Raw genomic sequence first — 22,936 nt, forward strand, 5'->3', positions numbered from 1 at the left:
GGTCCTTCGTCATTTGGTGGCTCCGGCGGTGACGCCGTTGTAGATGAAGCGCTGCAGCAGCAGGAAGATCACGACGGTCGGCAGGATCACGATCATCGTGCAGGCGGCGATGGTCTCCCACTGCGCGCCGTACGGGCCCTTGAACCGGAACAGCGCGGTGGAGATGACATTGAGGTCAGGCGATCGAAGATAGAGGAAGGGGATGTAGAACTCGTTGTAGATCGCGATGCCCTTGATGATGACGACGGTGGCGATCGCCGGTTTCATCAGCGGCAGGATGATCCGGCGGTAGATGGTGAACCGGCTCGCGCCGTCGACCATCGCGGCCTGGTCCAGGCTCGGCGGAATGGACTGCATGAACTGGAGGAAGATGTAGATCGCGATGATGTCGGTGCCGAGGAACAGCACGATCGCCGCCCACGGGGTGTTGACCAGCCCCATCGACTTGACGATCTGATAGGTCGCGACCTGGGTGGTCACTCCGGGCACCAGTGAGGCGACCAGGAAGAGCCCGAGGATCAGGCGTTTGAAGGGAAAGACGAAACGGCTCATCGCGTACGCGGCCAGGGTGCCCACCGCGACCGTACCGGCCAGGGAGACGATCAGGATGACGGTGGTGTTGAGGAAACCGCGCAGCATGTCCCCGGCCGTCCACGCGGTGACGAAATTGTCGAGGTTGAGCCAGTCCGCGGGCGGGGTGAGCGGGCCGGTCGCCTGGTACTCCGCATGCGTCTTGAACGACGCGAACACCACGACCACGAGCGGGACCAGAACCACCAGGGAGGCCAGCACGAGCGAGGCGTACTTGGCGAGACGAGCCACGTGCCTCATGACAGGGACACCTCTTCGTCGGGCAGCAGACGGCGCTGCAACCAGGTGATGAGCAGGACGATCAGCAGCAGCACCACGGCCATCGCCGAGGCCAGGCCGATCTGCCGGAACTGGAAGGCCGACTCGTACGCCTGGATCACGAAGGTGCGGGTCCCGTTGGCGCCACCGGTCATGATGAACGGGATCTCGAAGGCGCTCAGGCTGCCGGAGATCGCCAGGATCATCGACAGGCTGATGATCCGCCGGATACCGGGCGCGATGATGTGCCGGAACTGGTGCCACCGGTTCGCGCCGTCGATTTCCGCGGCCTCGTAGATCTCACCGGGAATCGACTGGATCGCCCCGAGGAACAGCACAAAACTCAGGCCGGTGAATCGCCACACCGACGTGCCGGCCAGTGACACGTTGGCGATGTCCGGGTCGCCCAGCCAGAGCCGGGTGTGTTCGCCGAGTCCCAGGAACCGCAGCACCGTGTCGAGGGTGCCGTCGGGCTGGAAGAGGTAGAGGAAGACGAATCCGACGGCGACCCCGTTGAGCAGGTAGGGGAAGAACAGAATGCCTTTGAACAGGTTCCGGAACCGGGTGCTGAACGACAGGATCACCGCGAAGTACAGCGCGACGACGATCTGCACGAACGACGCCAGCAGGTAGTAGAGGCTGATCAGGAAGACCCGCCGGTACTGCTCGTCGGTGAGCACCCGCACGTAGTTGTCCAGCCCGGCCGGTGTCATCGTGACGTCCAGGCCGTCCCAGCGGTGGAAGCTGTACCAGATCATGTTGCCGACCGGCACATAGGTGAAAGTGAGGAGCAGGATCAGCGCCGGCGCGACGTACAGATACGGTTGCCGTTTCGTCACTTCATGACCCGGGACTGCGCCGCGCCCCATCGTCTGTTGAGGTCGGCGAAGAACGACTCCTTGTCGCCCTCCGCGGCGCCCCGGGCGACGTCGACGAGTTTCTGCCGGTAGATGTCGCCCTTCAGATCGATTTCGGACTCCCGGATGATCTCGTCCTCCTTGCCGGCGTTGGCGACCGCCTGCGGCGTCTCCATCAGCTCGGTCCCGGCGCCGGTGACCGCTTGCAGGGCGGCCGGCAGCGGCTGGTCCACGGCGGGCGGGATGGCCTGGTTGTCGGCGGCGAATCCGGACTCGGTGGCGAACCAGTCCAGCCACGCCTTGGCGGTCGCCTTGTTCCCGGAGTTGCGGCTGATCGCGGCGGTGTAGTCGCCGTCGATACGGGCGTGGAACTTCCCGTCCTTCTGATAGGGGAACGGCCAGAACGCGATGTCGTCCGGGTTGGCCCCGGCGGCCTTCGCGGCGTCCTGCACCTGCGGAACCGCCCACGAGCCGAGCAGCATGCTCGCGGTCTTCCCGGTGGCGAGCATCGGCTTGGAGGCTTCCCAGTTGGTGGTCAGCGGGTCCTTCTCGGTGAGTCTCGCGTGGACGATGTCGAAGAGCAGGCCGTCGGCGAGGTACTGGATCCTGCCGGGCTGCCACGGGGCGGCATCGGCCGGGAGCTGCTCGTTGATCTGCGGATCGGCGAAGACGGCACGCTGGTTGTTCCACTCGCTGAGCGGCCAGCCGTCCTTGTAGTTGGTGTAGTAGGGCACCGCGCCGCCGGCCGCGATCGCCCGCAGCCCGGCCAGGAACTCCTCGGGTGTCTTCGGCGGGGCGGTGATCCCGGCCTCGGCCCAGATCCGCTTGTTGACGACAAAACCCTTGGCGATCCCGCCGAGCGACAGCCCGTACGCCTTGCCCTGGTAGGTCGTCTGGTCGATGAACCGGAACCTCGTCCTGAGGTCGGCGGCGTCGCCGAGCGGCTCGAAGAACTGCGGGTACTGGTCGACCGCGACGCTGTTCGGGATCAGCAGCACGTCACCGTAGTCGCCGCCGCTGAGCTGGGTGGTGACGTCGTCCTCGTAGTTGGTGACGCCCTCGAACGTGACGGTGGTTCCCGGATATTTCGCCTGGAAGGCCTTGGCGTACTCCGGCAGCTTCGTCTCGACCAGGTCGGTCCGGTTGGTCAGGACGGTGATGGCGCCCTTGACCTCACCGGAGAAGTCGCCACTGGCACCGCTGCCGTCGCCGGCGCCGCCGGTACAGCCGGTCATCAGAGCCAGGGCGGCGACCGTGCCGGCACCCAGGAGTGTCCTTCTGTTGAGCATGGAGAGTTGTCCGTCCTGCTGGCTGGTGGAGCGCCCAGCATGAGACGGCCGCCACCATCACGTCAAGATTAAATTACTAATTTATTTAAACACCTTCTACACGTACGCGGAAAAGTTTTGTGGTTACCCAAAGTTTGTGGTTACTCTATTCGCATGCAGCAGGAACCTGGCCTTCGTGAACTGAAGAAGGCGCAGATGCGGGAGCGCATCGCCGACGTCGCCGCCGGCCTGTTCGCCGAGCGTGGCTACGACGGCGTCTCGATGATCGAGGTCGCGCGGGCCGCCACCGTGTCGGAGCAGACGGTCTACAACTACTTCCCCGCCAAGCAGGACCTGGTCCTCGACCGGGCCGACGAGATCCGCGAGCAGTACCACCGGGCGGTCGCGACACGTCCGCCCGGCACCAGCCCGGCATCGGCGCTGCACCTACTGGTCATCGGGCTGATCACGCACTTCCGCAGCGAGGAGCTGTCGCTCGCCCGGGGCGAGTTCCCCGCACAGTGCCTGATCAGCCCGGTCCTGCGCCGGTTCGCGCTCGAGGTCCGCGAGCAGCAGGCGCAGACCATCGGCGACGCGATCCGCACGACCGACCCGGCCGTTCCCGCGATCGTCGCGCGCGCTCACGCCGCCGCGATCGTCGCGGTCGTCCAGAGCATCACCGACGACATCGGCACCCACGTCCGGTCCGGGGACGTCTCCGACGAGGCCGCCGACCGGATGCGCCGGACCGCGGCCCTGGCGTTCGACCACCTCGACCAGGCCTTCCGGTCGATCACCACCACCTACCGGGGAGACCCACGATGATCAACAAGCGTGTGCTCATATCCGGCGCGAGCATCGGCGGGCCGGCGCTGGCCTACTGGCTGCACCGGCACGGTTTCGACGTCACCGTCGTCGAGAAGGCGGGCGAGATCCGCCGCGGCGGGCAGGCCGTCGACTTCAAGGGCCCCATCCACCGCCGGGTGCTCAGCGAGATGGGCATCCTCGACCGGGTGAAGCAGGCGACCGTGATGGGCGGCGACGACCGCATCGTCGACGCCAGGGGCCGCACCATCGGCTTCGTCCCGGCGGCCTTCGCCGGCGGCGAGTTCAACATCCCGCGCGGCGATCTGGCCCGCCTTCTCTACGCCCTCACCGCGCACACCTGTGAGTACGTCTTCGGCGACTCGATCACGTCGCTGACCGAGACGGCGTCCGGTGTCGACGTCACGTTCACGCACGGCGCCCCGCGCACCTTCGACCTCGTCGTCGGCGCCGACGGCATGCATTCCAACGTCCGCAGGCTCGCCTTCGGACCGGAGTCGGACCACGTCACCCATCTCGGTTACTACTACGCCTTGGCCGACCTCGACGCGGGCGACGACAACGTGGCGTACAACGAGCCCGGTCGTATGGTCGGTCTCGGCGGTTCCAAGGCGCCGGCATTCTTCGTGTTCGCCGCGGACCGGCTCCCGGCCCGGGACGACGTCGACGCGCAGAAACAGATGATGATGGACGCCTACCGCGACGGCCGGTGGCGCATCCCGGAACTGCTCACGAAGATCCCCGCGGCCACCGGGTTCTACATGGATTCCATCAGCCGCGCGACAGTCGACCGCTACTCGACCGGCCGGGTCGCGCTGGTCGGCGACTCGGCCTGGGGCAACGCGCTGGGCGGTTTCGGCACCGGCCTGGCCATGGTCGGCGCCTACGTCCTGGCCGGCGAGCTGGCCCGGGCAGGCGGCGACCACACGGTGGCCTTTCCCCAGTTCGAGACCAAATTCCGCGAGTACGCGTCCATCTCCGACAAGATCAACGCCGGCCGTCTCCTGGCCCCGAGGACCAGACCCGGAATCGTGGCCCGCAACCTGCTCTTCACCGCCCTGAAGCTGTTCAGCCCCGCCATGCGGCTGATCGAGGGCCCCGCAAAGAACATCACCCTCGACGATTACGCCTCGACCCAACCGGCGTGACCACCAGATCGGGCCGGCAGCCGGCACGCCAGGGCTGCCGTGCGGTGGGGTCGTTGCCGATGTCGATCATGATGGTGGGATGACGCGGATCCGGCTCACGGCTGTCGCCGCCGCCCTGGCAGTGGCGGGCGGCGCCGGCACGATGATGTTCACGCTGGCCGCCGGGCCCGAACCGTGGTGGTACGGATATGTCAGCGAGGCCGGCACCGACGAACAGCCCTACGCGATCCCGTATCGCTGGGGACTGGTCACGCTGGCCCTCGGTGTCGCGCTGCTGGGCGTGGCCCGGTCGGCATTGCCGGGCCGTTCCGTGCAACCGGCCGGGGTGCGGGCCCGGTTGGCCGGGCTGCTCGCGGGGACGCCCCGGTTCCGGGGACGGCTGGCCGACGGCCGGGTGACGGTGTGGGCGCTCGCGGTCGCCGCCGTGCTCGCGGCCGTCTCCGGGGCGGTGCCGTGCAGTCACGAGTGTCCGCTGCCGCCGTACGAGCCGACGACCCTCGCCGACGTCGTGCACGCCGGGGCGAGTGTCGTCGGCATGGTGGTGCTGGCCGGGGCGATGGCGGCGATGTGGTTCACCGCAACGGACCGGGCCGTCCGGTGGCTCTCGGGCGTCGCGGTCCTGACGATGGTGCCGCTCGGCGCGGCACTGGCGGTGATCATGCTGGCCGTCGGCCGGGCGACCACCGGCGCCGTGGTGGAGCGTCTGGTGTTGCTGATCGCCGTGGTCTGGCTGATCGGCACGGCACTGTTCACCGCCCGTACCGCGGGCCGGGACCGGGAGCCGGACAGGGCCGGCGATCCCACGTCACCGGGCCCCACGCCGCATCCCTAGTGCTTGGCCCATTCTGTGCACTCCGCGCCGTACGTGCCCTCCCGGCTCTCGTCACCGTTGATGCCGCCGTCGGTCAGCCAGCGGCGTTCGCCGTCGCCGGTCTGGACGTGGTGCATCACGTACGACTCGAGGGTCGCCCGGATCTCGGCCCGCTGAGTGTCGTCCTTGATCCGGCCCCAGTTGCCGGTGTCGACGCAGAACGTCACGGTCGTCTCGTCGGCGCCGGTCTTCGCCACGCCCATGGTCCGGACCCAGACCGGGCCGGTCTGCGGGGTGTCGGTCGTGGTGTCCGCGAACGGCGCCATCACCCCGTCGTAGTGCTTGTCGGTGGAGAGCAACCGGCTGACCCGGATGGCCGGGGCCCAGTCGGTCAGGCTCTTCATCCAGTAGACCTGCGCGAGGCTGCGCCGGGCGGCGAGGATCTCCGCGGTCTCCGGGACGCCGGCCGGATCCCAGGTGATCGGGACCTGCTCGGTCCCGTCCAGGGGCAACGCCCGGTACGCCTCCTCGTAGGTCATCGACGGCGCCGCGCTCCCGCTCGGCGCCGGGGCGGCCGGGGGCTCCGCGGGATCGGTGCACCCGGCCGCCGTCAGCCCGACCACAACGGCGACGATCGCCGCGCCACGCCATCCCACTAGGATCCGCCTTCCTTCGCTTTGCCGAGTAGCTGGTCCGCCCATGCCAGGCCGTCCTGGTAGGAACTGGCCGCATCGACGGCGGACCGTCCCACCGTATCCATGCCCTGGTGGCCCACGTAGTACTGCCACTCCCAGCGCTGGTCCTCGCTGAGCTCGTTCATCGGGGTCAGTTTGCCGTCCACGTAGAGCTTGGCGGGCATGTCGTCGAGCCGGCCGCTGTGGTAGAGCGCCGACTCGGTCAGGCCGACCGTGGCGGTCCGGCCGGCGTTCAGCATCTCGCCCACCTCGAAGTTGGTCCGGCCGGTGCCGTCCACCTTCTCCGACTCCTCCATCTGGCTCAACATCTCCCCGACGACCCCGTTGACCAGGTCGCTGGCGCCGGGAACCCGGTCCGTGGCCACGCTGGAGACCGCCTCGCTCACCGGGCCCAGAATCTTGTACTTGTCCTCGATCGAAGCGTTGATCTTCTGATCCAGGTCGGCGCTGGTCTGGTGCTGCGCGAGGCCGGCGCCGTGGTCGATGACGCCCATCACGCTGCCGTGGTTGTGCGAGACGACCTTCATCGCGTCCAGGTCCCCGCGCAGCGTGTTCCCCGGGTCCACCTGGCCGGCGAGGATCTGGTCGTACATCGCGGCGGTGTACAGGCTCTCGGCCTTGCCGATCGCCTCGTGCGCCTTCTCGTCCTTGCCGAGGTCGGCCAGGAACCGGGTGAGATCGTCCTGCGCGACCTGGAACGAACCGCGGGTCACCGGCTGGTTGAGGGCGATGTTCTCGTTCACGTCGCCGATGTACGCCGCCATGATGTTGCCCATCGAATCGCGCAGCTGCGGTTCGACCAGGTTCGTGTTCGTGAAGTCGGTGGTCTTGCCCTCCTCCGGCTTCTCGCCGTTGGCCGCGCCCTGGGCTTCCTCGTCGACGTTGGTCTCGAAGATGATCGACTCGATCAGGCGCCGGGACTCCTCGCCCGGGTGGTCGATGGTGGCGCGTTCCAGGGCCTCACCGAAGCGGTCGAGACCGACGTTGCGGTAGCTCTCGCCGTTCTCCATCAGCTCGGCCATCCAGCCCGGGCCGCCCGGCACGTCCGACGCCGCATCCCAGTTCCGGTCGGTGAGCAGGTAGTCCAGGCGCGGCAGCCGGTTGCTCTCGGCGCCTTCGCCGGTCCGCCCGAGCAGCAGGTCCTGGGTGCCGGCGCCGTTGTGCGACATCCCGTCCATCAGGGCGGTGATCGGGTCGTACCCCGCCGGTGCCTTGTTGTCGTCGTGGTTCCGGGTCCAGTCCAGGCGGACGTTCTCGCTGCGTGCCTCGGTCCACAGGGCGCTGTTCTTCCCCTGCGACATCTCGAAGTCGACCATGTCGCCGCCGATGTCGGCCACGAACTTCGGATCGTGCTCGCCGTCGTGCAGCAGCGGGCCGAGCAGCTGGTATCCGTAGACGCCCTCGACGTACCGCGCCGGGTTGTCGGGATCCCCGATGTTGAACTTGCTGCGCCCGGCCTCCTTCAGGTCGTCGACCCACTGGTCGGGCAGCCGGTGCTTGCCGGTCCGGTCGGTCGCGGTCTCCAGCATGTCGCCGAGACCCGACTGCAGACCCTTCACCGCATCGGCGGTACGGCTGTCGAACAGCATGCTGTCGGCGTCCACCCCGGGCCGGTCCAGCTGGTACGTCGCCAGCGTGCCGTTCAGCTCCAGCAGGCCCTTCGGGCCGAGCGTGGTGAGGAAGTCGTGGGCGAACACCTCGTCGTCGCCGTACCTGTCGAGCAGCAGCCGCAGCTCCTCCAGCTCCTCCGGGCTCGGCTGGTACGACGGATTCTTGAGTTTGAGCGCCAGCTCCTCGGCCCGGTCGATCGCCCCGGCCTGCCCACCCCAGGCGCGCCCCGGCCCGGACGGCACGTTGGCGTTCAGGATCGCGGCGGTCTCGTCGTCCTGCGACCGGGCCCGGGTCAGCACCCCGGTCAACTCGGCGGCCAGCGCCTCCGGGGTCCGGCCCGGCACCACGAACCGCGGGCCGACGAACTCCCGCTCCGGTTCGGAGATGACCCCCTTCGCGACGTCCACCTCGAACCCGGAGTTGCGTGCCGTCGTGATGATCTGCTCGGCCTGCTGGCGCAGCCCCGCCATCGCGTATCCGTGCAGGTCCAGCTGGTCGCCGATGCTTTTCACCGGGGTGTACGCGTCACTGACCCGGGTCTTCAGCGCGGTCGCCCTGGTGGCCGCCGCCTGCGATCCGGTGCCTTTGCTCCACGCCTCCGGCAGGTCCCGGGTGCCGCGGACAAAATCCTCGTCGGCCTCTTCGAGCTTGTCGGCGACCCGCCGCCACCCGTTCGCGGCGCTCTGCCACGGCCCGGCCTGCCAGCTCAGCAGATCCTGCAGCGTCAGTTCGCTCATCGCGGCTTCTCGCTCTCGCTCTTGGCCCGCCGGACCGCCTCGGCGCTGGCGCTGTCACTGGCCGAGTACTCCTTGGCCGACGTGGCCAGGTGCGTCCCGAACGTCTCGACGTCGCCTTTCAGCTTCCCCAGTCCGGCCACCCAGGCCTGCTCCGCCGCCCGCGCCGCGGTGGCAGCAGCCGACCCGGCATGCCCGACGGGCGCGTTCCCCGACCCCGCCGCCGACAGCGCCTCCTGCAGCGTGCCGCTGACCGCGGTGACACTGCCCGCCACACTCTCCAACAGCTCCCGGTCGACCTCGAACCCCGGCTGCATGACGTCCCCCTCGTCCGCGCGAGCCCACCACCATACGCAAGATCACCCCAACCGCAATCACCCACGCCACTCCCCCACCCCCGCCCCTGCCCCGCCCTCGCGAAGTTCCGGTGAGCGATCCTCAAGTGAGACCGAGGCTCTCCGATCAGTTGTGGGCCAGCGCACAGCGCCCACCGAGGATCCGAGGCTCGTCATGAAGAGAATTCTCGTCGTCATCTCGACGGCACTCATCAGTGCCGGGCTCGTGGGCACCGCCACGCCGGCACAGGCCGCCGGTGACACCGCTTCGCACACACGCAAGATCGAGCGAGGGCTGTATCTGGTGCCCGCCGGCATCGGCGACTCCACCTGCAAGAACGGAACCTTCGAGTACAACATCTCGCTCGCCGCGCTGCCGAACGTCGCCCGGTCGATGGTCTTCAAGGTCACGATCCCGGGCCGGGGCGTCGTCACCTTCGACGACCTCTACGTCGACCACGATCGCGGCACGGCGTGGTACTCGGCGTGTGTGTCCAAGGCCGGCTACCGGGTCATCGAGGCGTCCCAGCGCCTCAAGGTCACCGGGAAGGACTTCGAGACCGGGCGCAAGGTCACGCCGCGCAACGTCAAGGTCTACGTCACCGACTGCTGAGGACACTCGACCAGAATTCATCCCATCATCCCATGTTAGGGTTCGGGGGTGTCTGCTGCCGCGCCTCTTTCTACGCAGTCCCGTGCCCGCCTGGCTCGTGGGGTTCTGCTCGCTGTTGCTCTGACCGCGCTCAATCTGCGCACGGCGGTGACCGGGTTCAGCGTGCTGACCGGGGATGCCGGGGCTGAGCTGCGGTTCGGGCCGGTCGTTGCGGGGGCCATCGGGACCATCGTCACCGGGTGCTTCGCGGTGGCGGCGTTCTCCGTCGCACCGCTGGCCCGGCGGATCGGGCTGGAACGGACCGCCGCGATCGCCGCCACCGCGGTGACCCTGGGGGTTCTGCTTCGTGCTGTCGCCTGGTCGCCGGGGGTGCTGATCGTCGCCACGGTCATCGCGTTCTCCGGGGTGGGGGCGGCCAACGTCGTTCTCATCCCGATCGTGAAGCAGCATTTTCCGGAGCGGCTGCACGCGGTCAGCACGATGTACATGGTGTTGCTGCAGGTCGGGCAGCTGTCGGCGCCCCTGGTCGCGCTTCCGCTGGCCAATGCCTTCGGGTGGCGTACGGCCGCGGGGGTCTGGGCGGTGTTCACCGGGGTGGCGGCGATCCTGTGGTTGATGTTCGTGCCCCGCTCCGGCTCCTCCTCCGCGGCGGCCACGGTTCCGGCCGCGCCCCCGGTGTCCTGGCGTACGCCGCTGGTGCTGGGGTTGATCGGTTTGATGGCCATGACCACGTTGCACGTCTACGCGCTGGTCACCTGGTTCCCGGCCATGCTCGAGGACGCGGGGCTGAGTTCCACCGCGAGCGCGTTGCTGCTGTCGTGGTTCTCGGGGCTGGGGCTGATCGCCGCGTTCGTGGTGCCGCCGCTGGTCAGGCGACTGCGCAACGCGTACCCGATAGTCGTGGTGTGTGTGGTTCTCATGGGTGCCGGTTACGGGGGCATGATCGTCGCGCCGGCGGCGGGCGCCTTCCTGTGGGCGACCGCGTTCGGGCTGGGCGTGAGCACCTTCCCGCTCTGTCTGACTCTGATCACCGTCCGGGCGGTGGATGCGGCGGGCGCGTCCCGGCTGTCCAGTCTGGTGCAGGGGGTCGGGTACGGCGCCGGCTGTCTCGGGCCGCTGGCGATCGGCGCGTTCCACCAGGCCGGCAACGGCTGGGACGGCACCTACCTGGTGCTCGCGGCCACCCTGCTGGTGACCCTGGCCGCCGGGTGGGCCGCGTGCCGGCCGGTGCCGTCCACCGCCGGTTAGGCTGCTTCCCGTGTCCAGCCCGAACCTTGACCGCACCGCCCTCGCCACCCGCCTGACCGAGGCCTTCCGCGCCCGGGTCACCGACGGCCACTGGCCGCTGGGCAGCAAGATCCCCACCGAGCCGGAGCTGGTGGAGTGGAGCGGCGCCGGGCGCAACACGGTCCGGGAGGCGATCAGTTCGCTGGTGCAGTCCGGGATCCTGCGCCGGGAGCAGGGGCGCGGCACCTTCGTGCTGTCCGTTTCGGATCTGCGGTCGTCGGTGTCTCGCCGGGCCGCGGCCACCTCCCGCCGGGACTGTCTGGAGCTGAGGCTGGCGCTGGACGCCGCGTCGGCCCGGATCGCCGCCGTCCGCCGCACCGACGACGACGCGGCCCGCCTGACCACCCTGCTGGACGAGCGGCGGCAGGCCTGGAGCGGCGGCGACGTGCACGAGCGGATCCGCGCCGACTCGGCGCTGCACCGGGCGGTGGTCGGCGCCACCCACAACCCGCTGCTGGAGGAGGTCTACGACGGACTGCTCGGCATGTTCGAAGAGGTGCAGCTGCACGACGTGGCCGGCGACACCGACGACCTGGCGCAACTGCACGCCGACCTGATCGGGGCCATCGTCGCCCGGGACGCCACCGCGGCGGCGGCCACCATGTCGGCCCTGCTCCAGCCGATGATCAACGAACTGGACCCACCCGAGTAGCGCAGGATCTCGATCTCGGCGGCCGGGCCGGTGCAGGCCCCACACGAGCACGGGTCCGGCGATGCCGGCTCCGGTCACCGGAATGCGCATCGGGTTTCCTCGTCAGCCGGTAACCCGTACGCCAAGTAGCTCTAGATTCAAGGTATTTGAATTTCGAGTCTCTCCGAGCCGGGAAGGGCCGTATGCGCGCCGCCGATCAGATGGTCGAAGCCCTGCGGGTGTACGCCGCCGACAACGCGGACGTGACCCACCGCCTCGCCCACTGGCTGGGGGTGAACACGGCCGACGCCGAGGCGTTCGGGCAGGTGCTCCACGCCCAGGACCGGGGAACACCGCTGTCACCCTCCGCGCTCGCCCGGCGTCTGGGCCTGACCAGCGGCGCCACCGCCACCGTGATCAACCGCCTGGAGACCGCCGGTCTGGTCGCCCGGTCCCGCGAGCACCGGGACCGCCGGATCGTGACCCTGCGTATCGTGCCCGAGGTCAAGGAGCACGCGATCGGGTTCTTCGCCCCGCTGGCCGAACGGGTCGACGAGCTGATGAGCCGGCACCCGGAGGAGTTCCTGCGCTCAGTCGTGGCCGTCCTCGGCGAGCTGCACATGGCGATCGCCGAGGTGGTCGAGGAGTTCGACCGGGCGCCGCAACGGCGGGACACCTCTAGTTACGCAGCGCGGCACGCCGCTCCCGCAGATGGGACCGTTCCCGCGGATCGTGGGTGAGATCGACCGCGCTGTCGTACGCGCCGGCGGCCTCGCCGATCCGGCCGAGGCGTTCCAGCAGGTGCGCCCGGAGCACCCGGGCCGGCTGGAAGCGCCCGCCGGCCGCACCCGCCCCGGCCAGCAGTTCGTCGAGCCGGGCCAGGCCCGCCGCCGCCCCGTCCACCTCGGCGGTCACCGCGGCGAGCGCGACACCACCGCCCAGCGACGGCGCGATCGTCTGCAGGAGCCGGTGCAGGTCCAGTAGGCTCGGCCAGTCGGTGGTCCCGGTCCGGGCCCGCGCGCAGTGCACCGCCTGGATGCCGGCTTCGAGCTGGAATCGGCCGAGCCGCCCGCACGCGTGCGCCGCCCGCAGGTGGTCGTGCGCCCGGCCGATCAGGTCGGGATCCCAGCGGGTGGTGTCCTGCTCGGTCAGCGGGACGAACCGGCCGCCGGCTCCGGTCCGGGCCGCGGCCCGCGCGCTGGAGAACTGGACGAGCGCGGCCAGACCGTGGGCCTCCGGATCGCCGGGGACCAGGGTGGTGAGGATCTCGGCCAGGTACCCGGCCTCGCCGGGCAGCGTGCGCGGTTGCGGCCCGGTGGTCGCCCAGTCGATCACGTAGGCGCCGTAGACCGCCTCCAGCACCGCGGCCATCCGGCCCGGCAGGTCGTCGCGGTCGGGCAGCCGGAACGGGATCCCGGCCGCCTTGATCCGCTTCTTCGCGCGCACCAGCCGGGTCGCCATCGTGGCGGTGGGCATGGCGAACGCGACGGCGATCTGCGCCGCGGTGAACCCGAGCACCGTGTCGAGCATCAACGGCGTGTGCATCGTCCGGTCGATCGCGGGGTGGGCGCAGACCAGCATCAGCTCCAGCCGCCGGTCCGGAATCAGATCAAAGTCCCATTGCTGGTCGTACGCCGGGGAGTCCCGCTCCGGATCGAGCGCGACCGTGCGCCGGGCCGCCGCCGACTTCCACCGGTCCCGCAGCCGGTTGCGGGCCACCGTCAGCAGCCACCCGTCCGGATTGTCCGGGATCCCGCGGGCCGGCCACGTCCGCAGCGCCTGTTCGAAGGCGTCGGCGAGCGCGTCCTCGGCCGCGGTGAGGTCGCCGGCCGCCGCCGACAGCAACGCCAGCAGCCGGCCGCGGCTCTCCCGGGCGGCCCGGCCGGCGGCAAGCGCAGCCGGCCGGGCCGGGTGGTTTCCGCCGCCGGTCAGGCCGACCACCGGCCGTCCAGGAACGCGGTGGCCACCGGCCGGATCTCCACGAAACCCCACTGGGTGCCGGGGCACTTCTCCGCCCAGCCGATCGCCGCGTCCAGGTCCGGCACGTCGATCAGGAACACCCCGGCGAGCGCTTCCCTGGTCTCGGCGAACGGCCCGTCCTGCACCCGCAGCCCACCGTCGCGGCGGGTGACCGTGGTGGTCGCGTCGCTGGACCGGAGCACGTCGGCCAGGCGCAGGACCCCGGCCTGGTCGAGAGCCTTGGCATAGACGTCGAATGCCCGCCGGGCCTCGGCGACGACCTCCTCGCTGAGTTCTCCGGCAGCCGGCTCGGCGTAGTGCATCAACAGCGCGTACCGCATGTCGTTCTCCTCTCGTGGCAACCTGCCACCACGATGACGACCCGACCGTACCGAAATCGTCACCCGGCGGCCGGATATAGGGTGCCCGGGTGCTGCACGATCCCCTTGATCTCGACTGGTCGGCTGTCGACCACGCCTACGGGCCGGCCACCGACATACCCGACCTGCTGCGGACGCTGCGCTCGCCGGAGGAGGAGCGCCGGACCGCCGCCGTGGCGCGGTTCCGGGACCTGGTGATGCACCAGGACTCGCTCTATCCGGCCGGCGTGGCCGCGGTCCCGTACCTGATCGAGCTACTGGCCGACCCCGGCGCCCCGGACCGCACCCTCGGCCACGAGCTGCTCGCCGAGATCGTGCCCGACCCGCCGGAGACCCGCCCGCACCGGCTCGGGCCACGGCTCCACGAGATCGCCGACCGGCGCAGCGACCTGTACCTGTCCCAGCGGGAGGGCTGGATCCGGCACGGCTTCCCGCCACCCGATCCGATCGTCAAGGAGGCGCACGAGGCAGTCCGCGCCGGTGTGCCCACCTTCGTGCGCCTGCTGGACGATCCGGCCCGCGACGCCCGCGGTTTGAGCGCCCACCTGCTCAGCCACTTCCCCGCCGACGCGGCCCGGATCGTTCCGGCGATCGTCGCCCGCCTGGCCGTCGAGACCGACGGCGTGGTCGGCTCGTTCCTCTGCCTGACCGCCGGGACGATCGGCGACCCGGACGACACCGCACTGGTCACCGCGGTCACCCGGTGGCGCGACCGCCCGGGCCTGATCAGCAGCTGGACGGTCCTGATGGGCCTGGCCCGGCTCTCCGCACAACCCGACGACGACATGCTGCAACAGCTGTGCGACTGCCTGTTCCTCGGCCCCGACGAGGTCTACGGCTGGGCGTTCTACCGGGAGAACGTCGCCCTGGGCGCCGCGCTCGCTCTCGGTGCCCTGCCGGTCGTCGCCCTGCCCACGCTCGCTCCGATGCTGCTCACCCACTTGACGGCCGGAGGCGAGGATCCGAGCCGTTTCCTGTACGCCGCCCGGCTGCTGCTGAGCCTCGCGTTCCCGGACGGCCCGTTCCGGCCCGGCGACACCCCCACCCCTCTGCAGTACGCCGCGGCGCAGGTCTTCGTGGACAGCGGCGTGCTGGCGGACGTCTTCTTCGCCCGCCTCTTCGAGGAGTGCAACCTCGGCGCGCTGCCGGTCACCCCAGCCGGTCGATGATGACGGCACGGCCGTCGCCGTCGAGTTGATCGAGGTAAGCGCGACGGCCCGCCATCGTCATCACCAGCGCCAGCGTGGAACCGGAGACCGGCACCCCGTCCCCGGCCCGGAACGGCCCGTCGGTGGCCGTCAGCCGCAACCCCGACGCGAGAGTCCGGCTGGCAACGGTGAAGTCGCGGCGCGCGTAGAACTCCGCGACCGCGGTGAGCGCCTCGACGTCCGGTTCCGTGCCGATACCCAGCGGAACCCGGATGTCCTGGCTGTGGACGAGCACTTCACCGAGGTAGGCGGCGGTGTCACCGGTCGGCGCGACGGTCGCTGCGACGACGGCCTCGAACCGGGTGAGCGTCTCCGCCGGGGTCGATCCCAGGTGCGCACGCAGGCGGCGGTCGTTGTGCACGGCGGGCCGGAACCCGGCGAGCACGATGCTGCGGATCCACGGCCACCGCCCGGTGGAGGCGGCAGCGGTCAGGTGGGCGACGACGTGCTCCACGTCCCACCCGGTGCAGAGGGTCGGCTCGTGCCATCGCCCGGGCGCGAGACCGGCCAGGTCGTCGGCCAGCGAGCGGCGCGCGGCGTGGACGAGGCTCCAGACGTCGGTCATCACAGGCACCTTCCTTCCGTAGCTACCAATTCAGTAGTGGACACTACTGTATTGGTAGTAGGATGTGTCCATGGTTGCCCGGCGGAGTTACGGCTCGTACAACGACGGCTGCGCGGCCGCGCACGCACTGGACCTGATCGGTGACCGCTGGACGATGATCGTGGTGCGTGAGCTGCTGCTGGGGCCGAAACGTTTCGCCGACCTGCAGCGTGACGTGCTGGGCATCGGGCCCGGCATCCTCACCCGGCGCCTCCACGAGCTGACCACCCACGGGGTCGCCGTGCGGCGCCGGCTGCCCGGCCCCGGCCGGGTGGAGGTCTACGAGCTCACCGCCTGGGGCCTCCGCCTGGAGACGATCAACTCGACCCTGTCGGCATGGGCCGTCCAGTCCCCCACCATGCCGTTCGAGGCCGACATGAGCCCGGACACCCTGGTCCTGGCGATGCGCACCCACGCCCGCCCACTGCCGGCCGGTCCCGGCCCGCTGACGGCGTCGCTGACGCTGACCGACTCCCGCCAGGAGACCGTCGACCCCGTGCACTACCGAGCGATCATGACGTCCGACGCCACCACGATCGAGCGGGTTCCCGAGCCCGCCCGGGCAGACGCGACGATCACCGCCTCCACCCGGGACTGGAAGGCCTGCGTCATCGGCGGCACTCCCCTCTCCCAGCTACCCGGCATCACGATCACCGGAGACCGGGGCACCGCGGAACTCCTGATCACCGCGACCGCACTGTGACGGCCGCCGGCCGGTGTGTCGGGTGGTGCGATCAGCGGCGTCGTGGCCGAGCATGGAGGGGTGGCTCACCCGATCATGTTCGACGACGACGATCCGCTGCTGGTCCGCGTACGGGGGATCGCTCTGGCCTTTCCCGATGCCGCGGAGAAGATCTCGCACGGGCATCCGGCGTTCTACACGACCAAGGTGTTCGCCTACTACGGCGGGTCGATCAAGGTCGGTGGGGAGTGGGTCCGCAAGGAGCGGGCTCTGCTGATCCTTCCCGACGACGCGGAGCGTGCAGCGCTGCTTCCGGAGGAGCGCTGCTTCGTCCCGGCCTATCTCGGGCCGTCCGGCTGGATCGGGCTGGAGCTCGGCGACGACACCGACTGGGGTGAGATCGGGGAACTCCTCGACACCAGTTACCGCCGCACCGCCGGACCGCGCCGGGTGGCCCGGCTGGACAAAGGCGCCGATTAGGTACGACGTCAGTGCGACTCGCGGGAGACCTGGTCACCGCTGGAACCCAGCAGAAATCCCTGGTCAGCGCCGGTGCTCGCCGGGCCGACGGTGTCCACGTAGAGGCGTTCCCAACCTCGGGCCGGAGCGGCGAACGCCTTCACCGTCGTGGCATCGGGCTCCCGGGCTTCGAGTTCACCGGGCGGCAGGTCGACGTCCAGGCGCCGGTTCGGCACGTCCAGAATGATCATGTCGCCGGTACGGACCTTGGCCAGCGGCCCACCGGCGGCCGCTTCGGGGGTGACGTGCAGGACCACGGTGCCGTAGGCGGTTCCGGACATCCGGCCGTCACAGATCCGGACCATGTCGCGTACACCCAGGGCAAGAAGTTTCGCCGGCAGCGGCATGTTGGCGACCTCGGGCATGCCCGGATAACCCTTCGGGCCGCAACCTCGCAGAATCAGCACCGAGTCCGCGGTCACCTCCAGCCCGGGATCGTCCAGGCGGGCGTTCAGGTCCTCGACCGAGTCGAACACCACGGCCGGGCCCCGATGCCGCAGCAGCGCGGGCGAGGCGGCTGCCGGTTTGACGACCGCGCCGCCGGGAGCGAGGTTGCCGTACAGCACGGCGATTCCCGCGTGCTGCTGCAACGGCTGCTCCCGGGTGCGGATGACCTCCCGGTCATAGACACGGGCATCGTCAAGATAATGGACCAGCGGACGGCCGGTGACGGTCAGCGCGGCCGGGTCGAGCAGGTCCCGGATCTCGGCCAGGACCGCGTGCAGGCCACCGGCCCGGTACAGGTCGTCCATCAGGAAACGCCCGGCGGGCAGAAGATCGACGATCAACGGCACTTCGGCGCCCGTACGATCGAAATCGTCCTGGGAAAGGGTGATGCCGAGCCGTCCGGCGATGGCGAGCAGGTGCACGACCGCGTTGGTGGAACCGCCCAGGGCGGCGAGCGCGACGATCGCGTTGAGGAACGAGCCCCGGCTCAGGACGGTGCTGGGCCGCCGCCCGCTGTCGGCCAGCTCGACCGCGAGGACACCGGTGGCGTGCGCGGCCTCCAGCAGGCGCGCGTCCGGTGCGGGGGTGCCGGCGACACCGGGCAGGGTCATCCCGAGGACCTCGGCGAGCAGGCCCATCGTGGACGCGGTGCCCATCGTGTTGCAGTGGCCCTTGCTGCGGATCATCGACGACTCGGAACGGGAGAACTCGGCGGCCGACAGTGTCCCGGCCCGGACCTCCTCGGACAGTTTCCACACGTCGGTGCCGCAGCCGAGCGGCACACCGCGGAAGGTGCCGGTCAGCATCGGCCCGCCCGGCACCACCACGGCCGGCAGATCCACCGAGGCGGCGCCCATCAGCAGCGCGGGAATCGTCTTGTCGCAGCCGCCGAGCAGCACGACCGCGTCGATCGGGTTGGCCCGCAGCATCTCCTCGATCGCCATCGCGGCCATGTTGCGCCACAGCATCGCGGTGGGCCGGACCTGGGTCTCGCCGATCGAGACGACCGGCAGGTTCAGCGGGATGCCGCCGGCCCGGTGGATGCCGTCGGCGACACTGCGGGCGACCTCGTCGAGGTGCGCGTTGCAGGGGGTGAGGGCGGAAGCGGTGTTCGCGATGGCGATGTGCGGGCGGCCGTCGAAGGCGTCGGCGGGCAGGCCACGGCGCATCCAGGCGCGATGGATGTAGCTGTTGCGGTCGTCTCCGCCATACCACTGAGCGCTGCGCCGGGGAGCTGTCACATCGACGAACGTAGCAGTTTCACCATAGTGGAATGAAGATCTAAGATGCGGAATGCCCTCTGCGACAGGTACGGCGAGACCGTCCACTACGCGGTCCTCGACGGCCGGTCGATCGTCTACCGCGCCAAGCTCGACCCGCGGGTCGGCGCGGTCCGGCTCACCTCGGTGGTCGGCGGCCGCAACCCGGCACACTGCACCGCGGTCGGCAAACTGCTGCTCGCCGCGGCGCTGCCGACCGAGCAGGCGGTCCGGGACTGGGTCGGCGACCAGCCCCTGGCCACGCCGACCGACCGGTCCATCGCCACCGTCGAGCAGCTGCACGCCGAGCTCGAACGGGTCCGCGTGACCGGTTACGGCGCCGAGGACGGCGAGACCGAACCGGGCGTCAACTGCCTGGCCGTCCCCGCCTATCTCACCTCCCCCACCGTCGCCAGCGGGGCGATCAGCATCAGCAGCCTGTCCTACCGCACACCCGCCCAGAAACTCGTCGACGAACTGCCGGTCATCCGCGCGATCGTCGCCGGCACCCCGGAGAACAGATGACACACCGTTTCACCGCACAGCCCGCCACCGAAGACGTCTACTTCCTCGGCGAGGGGCCGGTCTGGGATCCGCTGCGGCAGCGCCTGCTGTGGGTCGACATCGTGCCGGGTGTCGTCCACGAAGGGCGCCTCGACGGCGGCGCCGTCACACCGACCGGGTCACTGTCCTTCGACACCACGGTCGGCGCGGTCGCCGTCGCCGAGAGCGGGGACCTGCTCGTCGCCGAGCGCCACACCCTGACCCGCGTCGACGCGACCACCCGGGCACGTACGCCACTGATCCGGCTCCTGGACGAGCAAAGGCAGAGCCGGCTCAACGACGGGGCCGTCGACCCGGCCGGGCGGTTCCTGGTCGGCAGCCTCGCCCAGGACGACCGCAAAGGGCAGGAGATCCTGTTCCGGCCGGACGGCACGGTCATCGACGACGACCTGCACCTGTCCAACGGGCTCGCGTGGAGCCCGGACGGCACCCGCCTCTACAGCATCGACACGATCCCCGGCACGGTCTGGGTCCGCGACTACGACCCGGCGACCGGCGGCACCGGGCCGCGGAGCAGCGCGTTCACCCTCAGCAACCCGGACGGCATGTGCACCGACGCCGACGGCAACCTGTGGATCGCGCTCTGGGGATCGGGGCGGGTCGAATGTCGTACCCCAAGCGGTGATCTCCTGGCCGTCGTCGAGGTCGACGCGCCGCACACCTCCAGCGTCGCCTTCGCCGGCCCCGCCCTGGACACGCTGGTCGTCACCACCGCCCGGCAGGACCTCTCCCCCGCCAACCTGGCCGAGCATCCGCACTCGGGCCGGCTGTTCACCGCCCGCGTCCGCACCACCGGCACCGCCACGCCCTATTGGAACCCCCACCCCTGACAAACGGCAAACGGCGCCCTTCTCGTACGTACGAGAAGGGCGCCGTCGTTCGACCGGAACCTAGCGGCCGGGCCGTCCTCCGCCTCCGGGACCGCCGGTGTTACCGCCCGGGCCACCGGTGTTACCACCCGGGCCCTGCCCCTGACACTCCGGGGCGGTCTGGTCGATATTGCAGTACTCGCTGTTGTCCCCGGTCGGCGGCGGTACCACCTCGACCGGCTTGACGCCGTTGCCCTTGTCGTCCTGACCCGTCTTCACGCCGGGCGGGAAGGACTCGTTCTCCCACTCCATCGCCCTGGCCGAGGTGTCCAGGAACTCCTTCCAGATGTCCATCGGAGTTCCGGACCCGGTCATGTTGGCCCCGCCGTTCGGCTCCTTGAGCGGGATCCGGTCCTGCGCGCCACCGACCCAGACGGTCGCCGCGAGCTGCGGGATGCCACCGACGAACCAGGTGTCACCGCTCAGTCGCTGGTTGCCGACCTTGATCTCCCAGGTGCCACTCTTGCCGATCGCCGGGCGCCCACCGGCCAGCGGCTTCTTCTTCGCGATCTCCTTGAGCACGTCGGCCAGACCGGCCATCTGGTCCGGGTCGAAGACCCGCTTGCCGCTCTTGGAGGCCTTGTAGATGACCTTGTTGGCGCCGGTCTTGCCGTCCCGCTGACTGATCTGCTTGATGAAGTGCGGGGTGAACCGGACACCCTGGTTCACGATGGTGGCCACACCCGAGGCGTGCTCCAGCGGAACCACACGGTACTGACCGAAGGCGACCTCGTTGTCGAAGTTGTTCTTCAGCTTGCTCGCGTTGGCGGTCTTCAGGTCGATCTTCTCGAAGTCGTCGTTCCACATGGTCTCGACACCGGCCAGGCGCGCCGCGTCGATCACCTTGTCCGGGCCGACGGTGTCGGCGATCCAGTAGAACGGGAAGTTGTACGACTTGATCGTGCTGAACCGCAGGTCGCAGTACTCGATCTTGCCACCGCAGAGGTTGGAGTCCGCCGCGCCCGCGTTGCTGATCTTGCCGCCGCCCTTGCGCTCCTTCGTGCCGTCCCAGATCGTGTCGAACGACATGTCCGCCTTCAGACCGGCCGCCAGCGTGTAGATCTTGAACGTCGAGCCGGGCGACTGACCCGCCCGCGGCAGCACACCCTCACCGTTGCCGGACATGTAACCGGCGTAGTCGGTGCCGGTCGGGTCGTCCCCGCCGTACATCCCGAGGACCTCACCGGACTTCGGGTCGATGCCGATCACCGCGGACTGCATCTTCTTCGACTGCTTGTACAACGGCGACGTCTTGCTCAGCCGGGAACCGGCCTTCTCCGCCGCCGCCTGGATCTTCGGGTTGATCGTGGTGGTGACCGTGTACCCGCCCTTGTCCAGCATCTCCTCGGTGATGCCGAGCTGGTGCAGCTCGTACGTCACGTGCCGCATGACCACGCCGACCGGCTTGCCCGCGGTGTTGTTGGTGCTGGTCTTCTTGTTCGGCAGGACGGTCGGGAACTTACGGGCGTCGTACTGCGCCTGCGTGATCGACTTCATCTCGAGCAGCTTGCCCATGGTGTATTCCCAGCGTTCCAGGGCACCCTTCGGGTTGTTCGCCGGGTCGAAGCCGGGGTGCGTCTTCGACGCGTAGGGCTGCTTGATGATCGAGGCGAGCACCGCGGCCTGCTCGATGGTGATCGGCTTCTTCGCGTCCTTGACCACCGAGGTGCCGAAGTAGCCGTTCGCGGCGGCTTCCACGCCGTACTTGCCGCGGCCGAGGTCGATGTAGTTCAGGTACATGCCGAGGATCTCCGGCTTTTTGTACTCCGACTCCAGCTTGCGGGCGATGACCGCCTCACGCAGCTTGCGGCTGTAGCTGATGTCCTTCTCATCGGCGATGTGCCGGGCGTACTGCTGGGTGATCGTCGAAGCGCCCTGCAGGTCACCGTTGGTGAAGTTGTTCCACGCGGCACGCATGATGCCCTGGAAGTCGATGCCCTCGTGATCCCAGAACTTGTTGTCCTCGGCGGCCACGACGGCGTCCTGCATCACCTTGCTGATCTGGTCCGGCGGCACGTTGATACGTGGTGAGCCGGTCTGCTCCAGCAGCTTGTTGTTCGACGTGAGGATCTTGTTCATCTGCGCTTCCGGGGCGGCCTCGGGAAGCTTCACGTCGTCGAAGAAGTACGTGCCACCGACGATGCCCACACCGAGCATGATGACCAGCACCGCGGCGGAAGCCGTCAGGATGTTGGCGCGCCGGTTCTTCTTGTCGGCCTTCTTCTTGGGCTTACGGCCACCGGAACCGCCGGAACCCGAACCTCCGCCGCCGTTGCCGCCACGCGGCGGGCCGCCACCCGGGGGGCCACCGCCACCGGGCGGGACCGAGGCACGGCCGCCCACCTGGGCCGCACCGACCGAGGCGCGGCCCGGGGTCGCCGGGCTCACCGACGCGCGGCCGGGGGTCGCTCCACCCGGGACTGCGCCGCCGACCTGGGCCCGGCCCGGGGTGGCGCCTGGGGTGGCACCCCCCACCCTCGCCCGGCCCGGGGTGGCGCCGCCGACCTGGGCGCGACCCGGTGTCGGGCCGCTCACCTGGGCACGGCCGGCACCACCGACCGACGCGGCACCGGACGGGCGCCCGTAGGCACCCGGACCGGATCGGCCGTCGTCAGCCGGCTGGCCACCGGGAGTGGAAGCAGCGGACGGCCCGGGCACCTCGGCCCGGGCTCGTGCGTTCTGCGGTTCCCCGTACGCGTTCATTTGTTCACACCTACCGGTCGCGGGGGCGCTGCCGGGTGGCCGGGGGTGACCACCAGGACGGTGCGCCTCGTTCGGGCA

Annotated in this window: 23 protein-coding genes; 12 read left to right on the forward strand and 11 right to left on the reverse strand. The window is 69.8% G+C overall.

Annotated features, from left to right (window positions below):
* Positions 1 to 9 precede the first annotated feature (9 nt).
* From Aco03nite_RS26290 to Aco03nite_RS26300, 3 genes are read right to left on the reverse strand one after another with little or no spacing between them, the layout of a single operon-like run.
* Positions 10 to 831, reverse strand: a complete 822-nt coding sequence (locus tag Aco03nite_RS26290) for a carbohydrate ABC transporter permease (RefSeq protein ID WP_203798894.1) — start codon at positions 829 to 831, stop codon at positions 10 to 12.
* Positions 828 to 1,688: a carbohydrate ABC transporter permease gene (locus Aco03nite_RS26295; RefSeq protein WP_239145440.1), complete on the reverse strand. Its 861-nt coding sequence runs from the start codon at positions 1,686 to 1,688 to the stop codon at positions 828 to 830. Before Aco03nite_RS26295 ends, Aco03nite_RS26290 begins: the two co-directional genes overlap by 4 nt.
* The gene (locus Aco03nite_RS26300) at positions 1,685 to 2,995 is read right to left on the reverse strand and encodes an ABC transporter substrate-binding protein (RefSeq protein ID WP_203798898.1); all 1,311 of its coding nucleotides are present in this window, start codon (positions 2,993 to 2,995) and stop codon (positions 1,685 to 1,687) included. Before Aco03nite_RS26300 ends, Aco03nite_RS26295 begins: the two co-directional genes overlap by 4 nt.
* Before the next feature lie 153 nt (positions 2,996 to 3,148).
* On the opposite strand from Aco03nite_RS26300, the gene Aco03nite_RS26305 reads away from it, so the two are divergent.
* The 3 genes from Aco03nite_RS26305 to Aco03nite_RS26315 all read left to right on the forward strand — a co-directional run bounded on the left by Aco03nite_RS26305 (position 3,149) and on the right by Aco03nite_RS26315 (position 5,779).
* Positions 3,149 to 3,799, forward strand: a complete 651-nt coding sequence (locus tag Aco03nite_RS26305; RefSeq protein WP_203798900.1) for a TetR/AcrR family transcriptional regulator — start codon at positions 3,149 to 3,151, stop codon at positions 3,797 to 3,799.
* Positions 3,796 to 4,947 (forward strand): FAD-dependent monooxygenase, encoded by a 1,152-nt coding sequence (locus Aco03nite_RS26310; protein ID WP_203798902.1) that lies wholly within the window; start codon positions 3,796 to 3,798, stop codon positions 4,945 to 4,947. Before Aco03nite_RS26305 ends, Aco03nite_RS26310 begins: the two co-directional genes overlap by 4 nt.
* Positions 4,948 to 5,026: 79 nt before the next feature.
* Positions 5,027 to 5,779, forward strand: coding sequence for a DUF998 domain-containing protein (locus Aco03nite_RS26315; RefSeq protein WP_203798904.1), 753 nt, complete (start codon positions 5,027 to 5,029; stop codon positions 5,777 to 5,779).
* On the opposite strand, the gene Aco03nite_RS26320 is transcribed toward Aco03nite_RS26315, so the two are convergent.
* The 3 genes from Aco03nite_RS26320 to Aco03nite_RS26330 are packed head-to-tail and all read right to left on the reverse strand — an operon-like array spanning position 5,776 to position 9,115.
* Positions 5,776 to 6,414 (reverse strand): hypothetical protein, encoded by a 639-nt coding sequence (locus Aco03nite_RS26320; RefSeq protein ID WP_203798906.1) that lies wholly within the window; start codon positions 6,412 to 6,414, stop codon positions 5,776 to 5,778. The two genes, Aco03nite_RS26315 and Aco03nite_RS26320, sit on opposite strands and share 4 nt — an antisense overlap.
* A complete protein-coding gene (locus tag Aco03nite_RS26325; protein WP_203798908.1) occupies positions 6,414 to 8,801 on the reverse strand; it encodes a hypothetical protein in 2,388 nt (795 codons plus the stop codon). Before Aco03nite_RS26325 ends, Aco03nite_RS26320 begins: the two co-directional genes overlap by 1 nt.
* Positions 8,798 to 9,115 (reverse strand): type VII secretion target, encoded by a 318-nt coding sequence (locus Aco03nite_RS26330; RefSeq protein ID WP_203798910.1) that lies wholly within the window; start codon positions 9,113 to 9,115, stop codon positions 8,798 to 8,800. The genes Aco03nite_RS26325 and Aco03nite_RS26330 overlap by 4 nt, the downstream gene beginning before the upstream one ends.
* Positions 9,116 to 9,308: 193 nt before the next feature.
* On the opposite strand from Aco03nite_RS26330, the gene Aco03nite_RS26335 reads away from it, so the two are divergent.
* The 4 genes from Aco03nite_RS26335 (at position 9,309) to Aco03nite_RS26350 (ending at position 12,404) form a co-directional block, all read left to right on the forward strand.
* Positions 9,309 to 9,746: a hypothetical protein gene (locus Aco03nite_RS26335; RefSeq protein WP_203798912.1), complete on the forward strand. Its 438-nt coding sequence runs from the start codon at positions 9,309 to 9,311 to the stop codon at positions 9,744 to 9,746.
* Between the two features lie 48 nt (positions 9,747 to 9,794).
* Complete coding sequence (locus Aco03nite_RS26340) at positions 9,795 to 10,994, forward strand: MFS transporter (RefSeq protein WP_203798915.1); 1,200 nt, start codon at positions 9,795 to 9,797, stop codon at positions 10,992 to 10,994.
* Positions 10,995 to 11,004: 10 nt separating this feature from the next.
* On the forward strand, positions 11,005 to 11,685 hold the full coding sequence (locus Aco03nite_RS26345) for a FadR/GntR family transcriptional regulator (RefSeq protein ID WP_203798917.1): 681 nt from the start codon (positions 11,005 to 11,007) through the stop codon (positions 11,683 to 11,685).
* A 182-nt stretch (positions 11,686 to 11,867) separates the two neighbouring features.
* Complete coding sequence (locus Aco03nite_RS26350; protein ID WP_203798919.1) at positions 11,868 to 12,404, forward strand: MarR family transcriptional regulator; 537 nt, start codon at positions 11,868 to 11,870, stop codon at positions 12,402 to 12,404.
* Here Aco03nite_RS26350 and Aco03nite_RS26355 read toward each other — a convergent pair.
* Together Aco03nite_RS26355 and Aco03nite_RS26360 are read right to left on the reverse strand one after the other, a co-directional pair.
* Positions 12,343 to 13,605 carry an RNA polymerase sigma factor gene (locus Aco03nite_RS26355; RefSeq protein WP_239145441.1) on the reverse strand — a complete coding sequence of 421 codons (1,263 nt, stop codon included), beginning with the start codon at positions 13,603 to 13,605 and terminating at the stop codon, positions 12,343 to 12,345. The genes Aco03nite_RS26350 and Aco03nite_RS26355 overlap by 62 nt on opposite strands.
* Entirely contained in the window at positions 13,593 to 13,964 is a 372-nt protein-coding gene (locus Aco03nite_RS26360; RefSeq protein ID WP_203798921.1) for a YciI family protein, read from the reverse strand. Before Aco03nite_RS26360 ends, Aco03nite_RS26355 begins: the two co-directional genes overlap by 13 nt.
* 89 nt (positions 13,965 to 14,053) lie before the next feature.
* On the opposite strand from Aco03nite_RS26360, the gene Aco03nite_RS26365 reads away from it, so the two are divergent.
* Entirely contained in the window at positions 14,054 to 15,172 is a 1,119-nt protein-coding gene (locus Aco03nite_RS26365; RefSeq protein ID WP_203798923.1) for a hypothetical protein, read from the forward strand.
* Here Aco03nite_RS26365 and Aco03nite_RS26370 read toward each other — a convergent pair.
* Positions 15,153 to 15,776: a maleylpyruvate isomerase family mycothiol-dependent enzyme gene (locus Aco03nite_RS26370; protein ID WP_203798925.1), complete on the reverse strand. Its 624-nt coding sequence runs from the start codon at positions 15,774 to 15,776 to the stop codon at positions 15,153 to 15,155. The two genes, Aco03nite_RS26365 and Aco03nite_RS26370, sit on opposite strands and share 20 nt — an antisense overlap.
* Positions 15,777 to 15,846: 70 nt before the next feature.
* Here Aco03nite_RS26370 and Aco03nite_RS26375 point away from each other — a divergent pair, with 70 nt between their 5' ends.
* Both Aco03nite_RS26375 and Aco03nite_RS26380 read left to right on the forward strand, forming a co-directional pair.
* Positions 15,847 to 16,518 carry a winged helix-turn-helix transcriptional regulator gene (locus tag Aco03nite_RS26375; RefSeq protein ID WP_203798927.1) on the forward strand — a complete coding sequence of 224 codons (672 nt, stop codon included), beginning with the start codon at positions 15,847 to 15,849 and terminating at the stop codon, positions 16,516 to 16,518.
* Positions 16,519 to 16,578: 60 nt separating this feature from the next.
* Positions 16,579 to 16,977, forward strand: a complete 399-nt coding sequence (locus Aco03nite_RS26380; protein WP_239145442.1) for an MmcQ/YjbR family DNA-binding protein — start codon at positions 16,579 to 16,581, stop codon at positions 16,975 to 16,977.
* A gap of 8 nt (positions 16,978 to 16,985) precedes the next feature.
* Here the strand turns inward: Aco03nite_RS26380 and Aco03nite_RS26385 are convergent, their stop codons facing one another.
* Entirely contained in the window at positions 16,986 to 18,704 is a 1,719-nt protein-coding gene (locus tag Aco03nite_RS26385; RefSeq protein ID WP_203798929.1) for a dihydroxy-acid dehydratase, read from the reverse strand.
* 45 nt (positions 18,705 to 18,749) lie between these two features.
* Here Aco03nite_RS26385 and Aco03nite_RS26390 point away from each other — a divergent pair, with 45 nt between their 5' ends.
* A complete protein-coding gene (locus Aco03nite_RS26390; RefSeq protein WP_203798932.1) occupies positions 18,750 to 19,247 on the forward strand; it encodes an IclR family transcriptional regulator in 498 nt (165 codons plus the stop codon).
* The gene (locus tag Aco03nite_RS26395; protein WP_203798934.1) at positions 19,244 to 20,116 is read left to right on the forward strand and encodes an SMP-30/gluconolactonase/LRE family protein; all 873 of its coding nucleotides are present in this window, start codon (positions 19,244 to 19,246) and stop codon (positions 20,114 to 20,116) included. Before Aco03nite_RS26390 ends, Aco03nite_RS26395 begins: the two co-directional genes overlap by 4 nt.
* Before the next feature lie 60 nt (positions 20,117 to 20,176).
* Here Aco03nite_RS26395 and Aco03nite_RS26400 read toward each other — a convergent pair whose 3' ends face one another.
* Positions 20,177 to 22,858 carry a transglycosylase domain-containing protein gene (locus tag Aco03nite_RS26400; protein ID WP_203798936.1) on the reverse strand — a complete coding sequence of 894 codons (2,682 nt, stop codon included), beginning with the start codon at positions 22,856 to 22,858 and terminating at the stop codon, positions 20,177 to 20,179.
* Positions 22,859 to 22,936: the final 78 nt, after the last annotated feature.

Origin of the sequence: Actinoplanes couchii (genome assembly GCF_016862075.1) — a bacterium.
Taxonomy (GTDB): Bacteria; Actinomycetota; Actinomycetes; order Mycobacteriales; family Micromonosporaceae; genus Actinoplanes; species Actinoplanes couchii.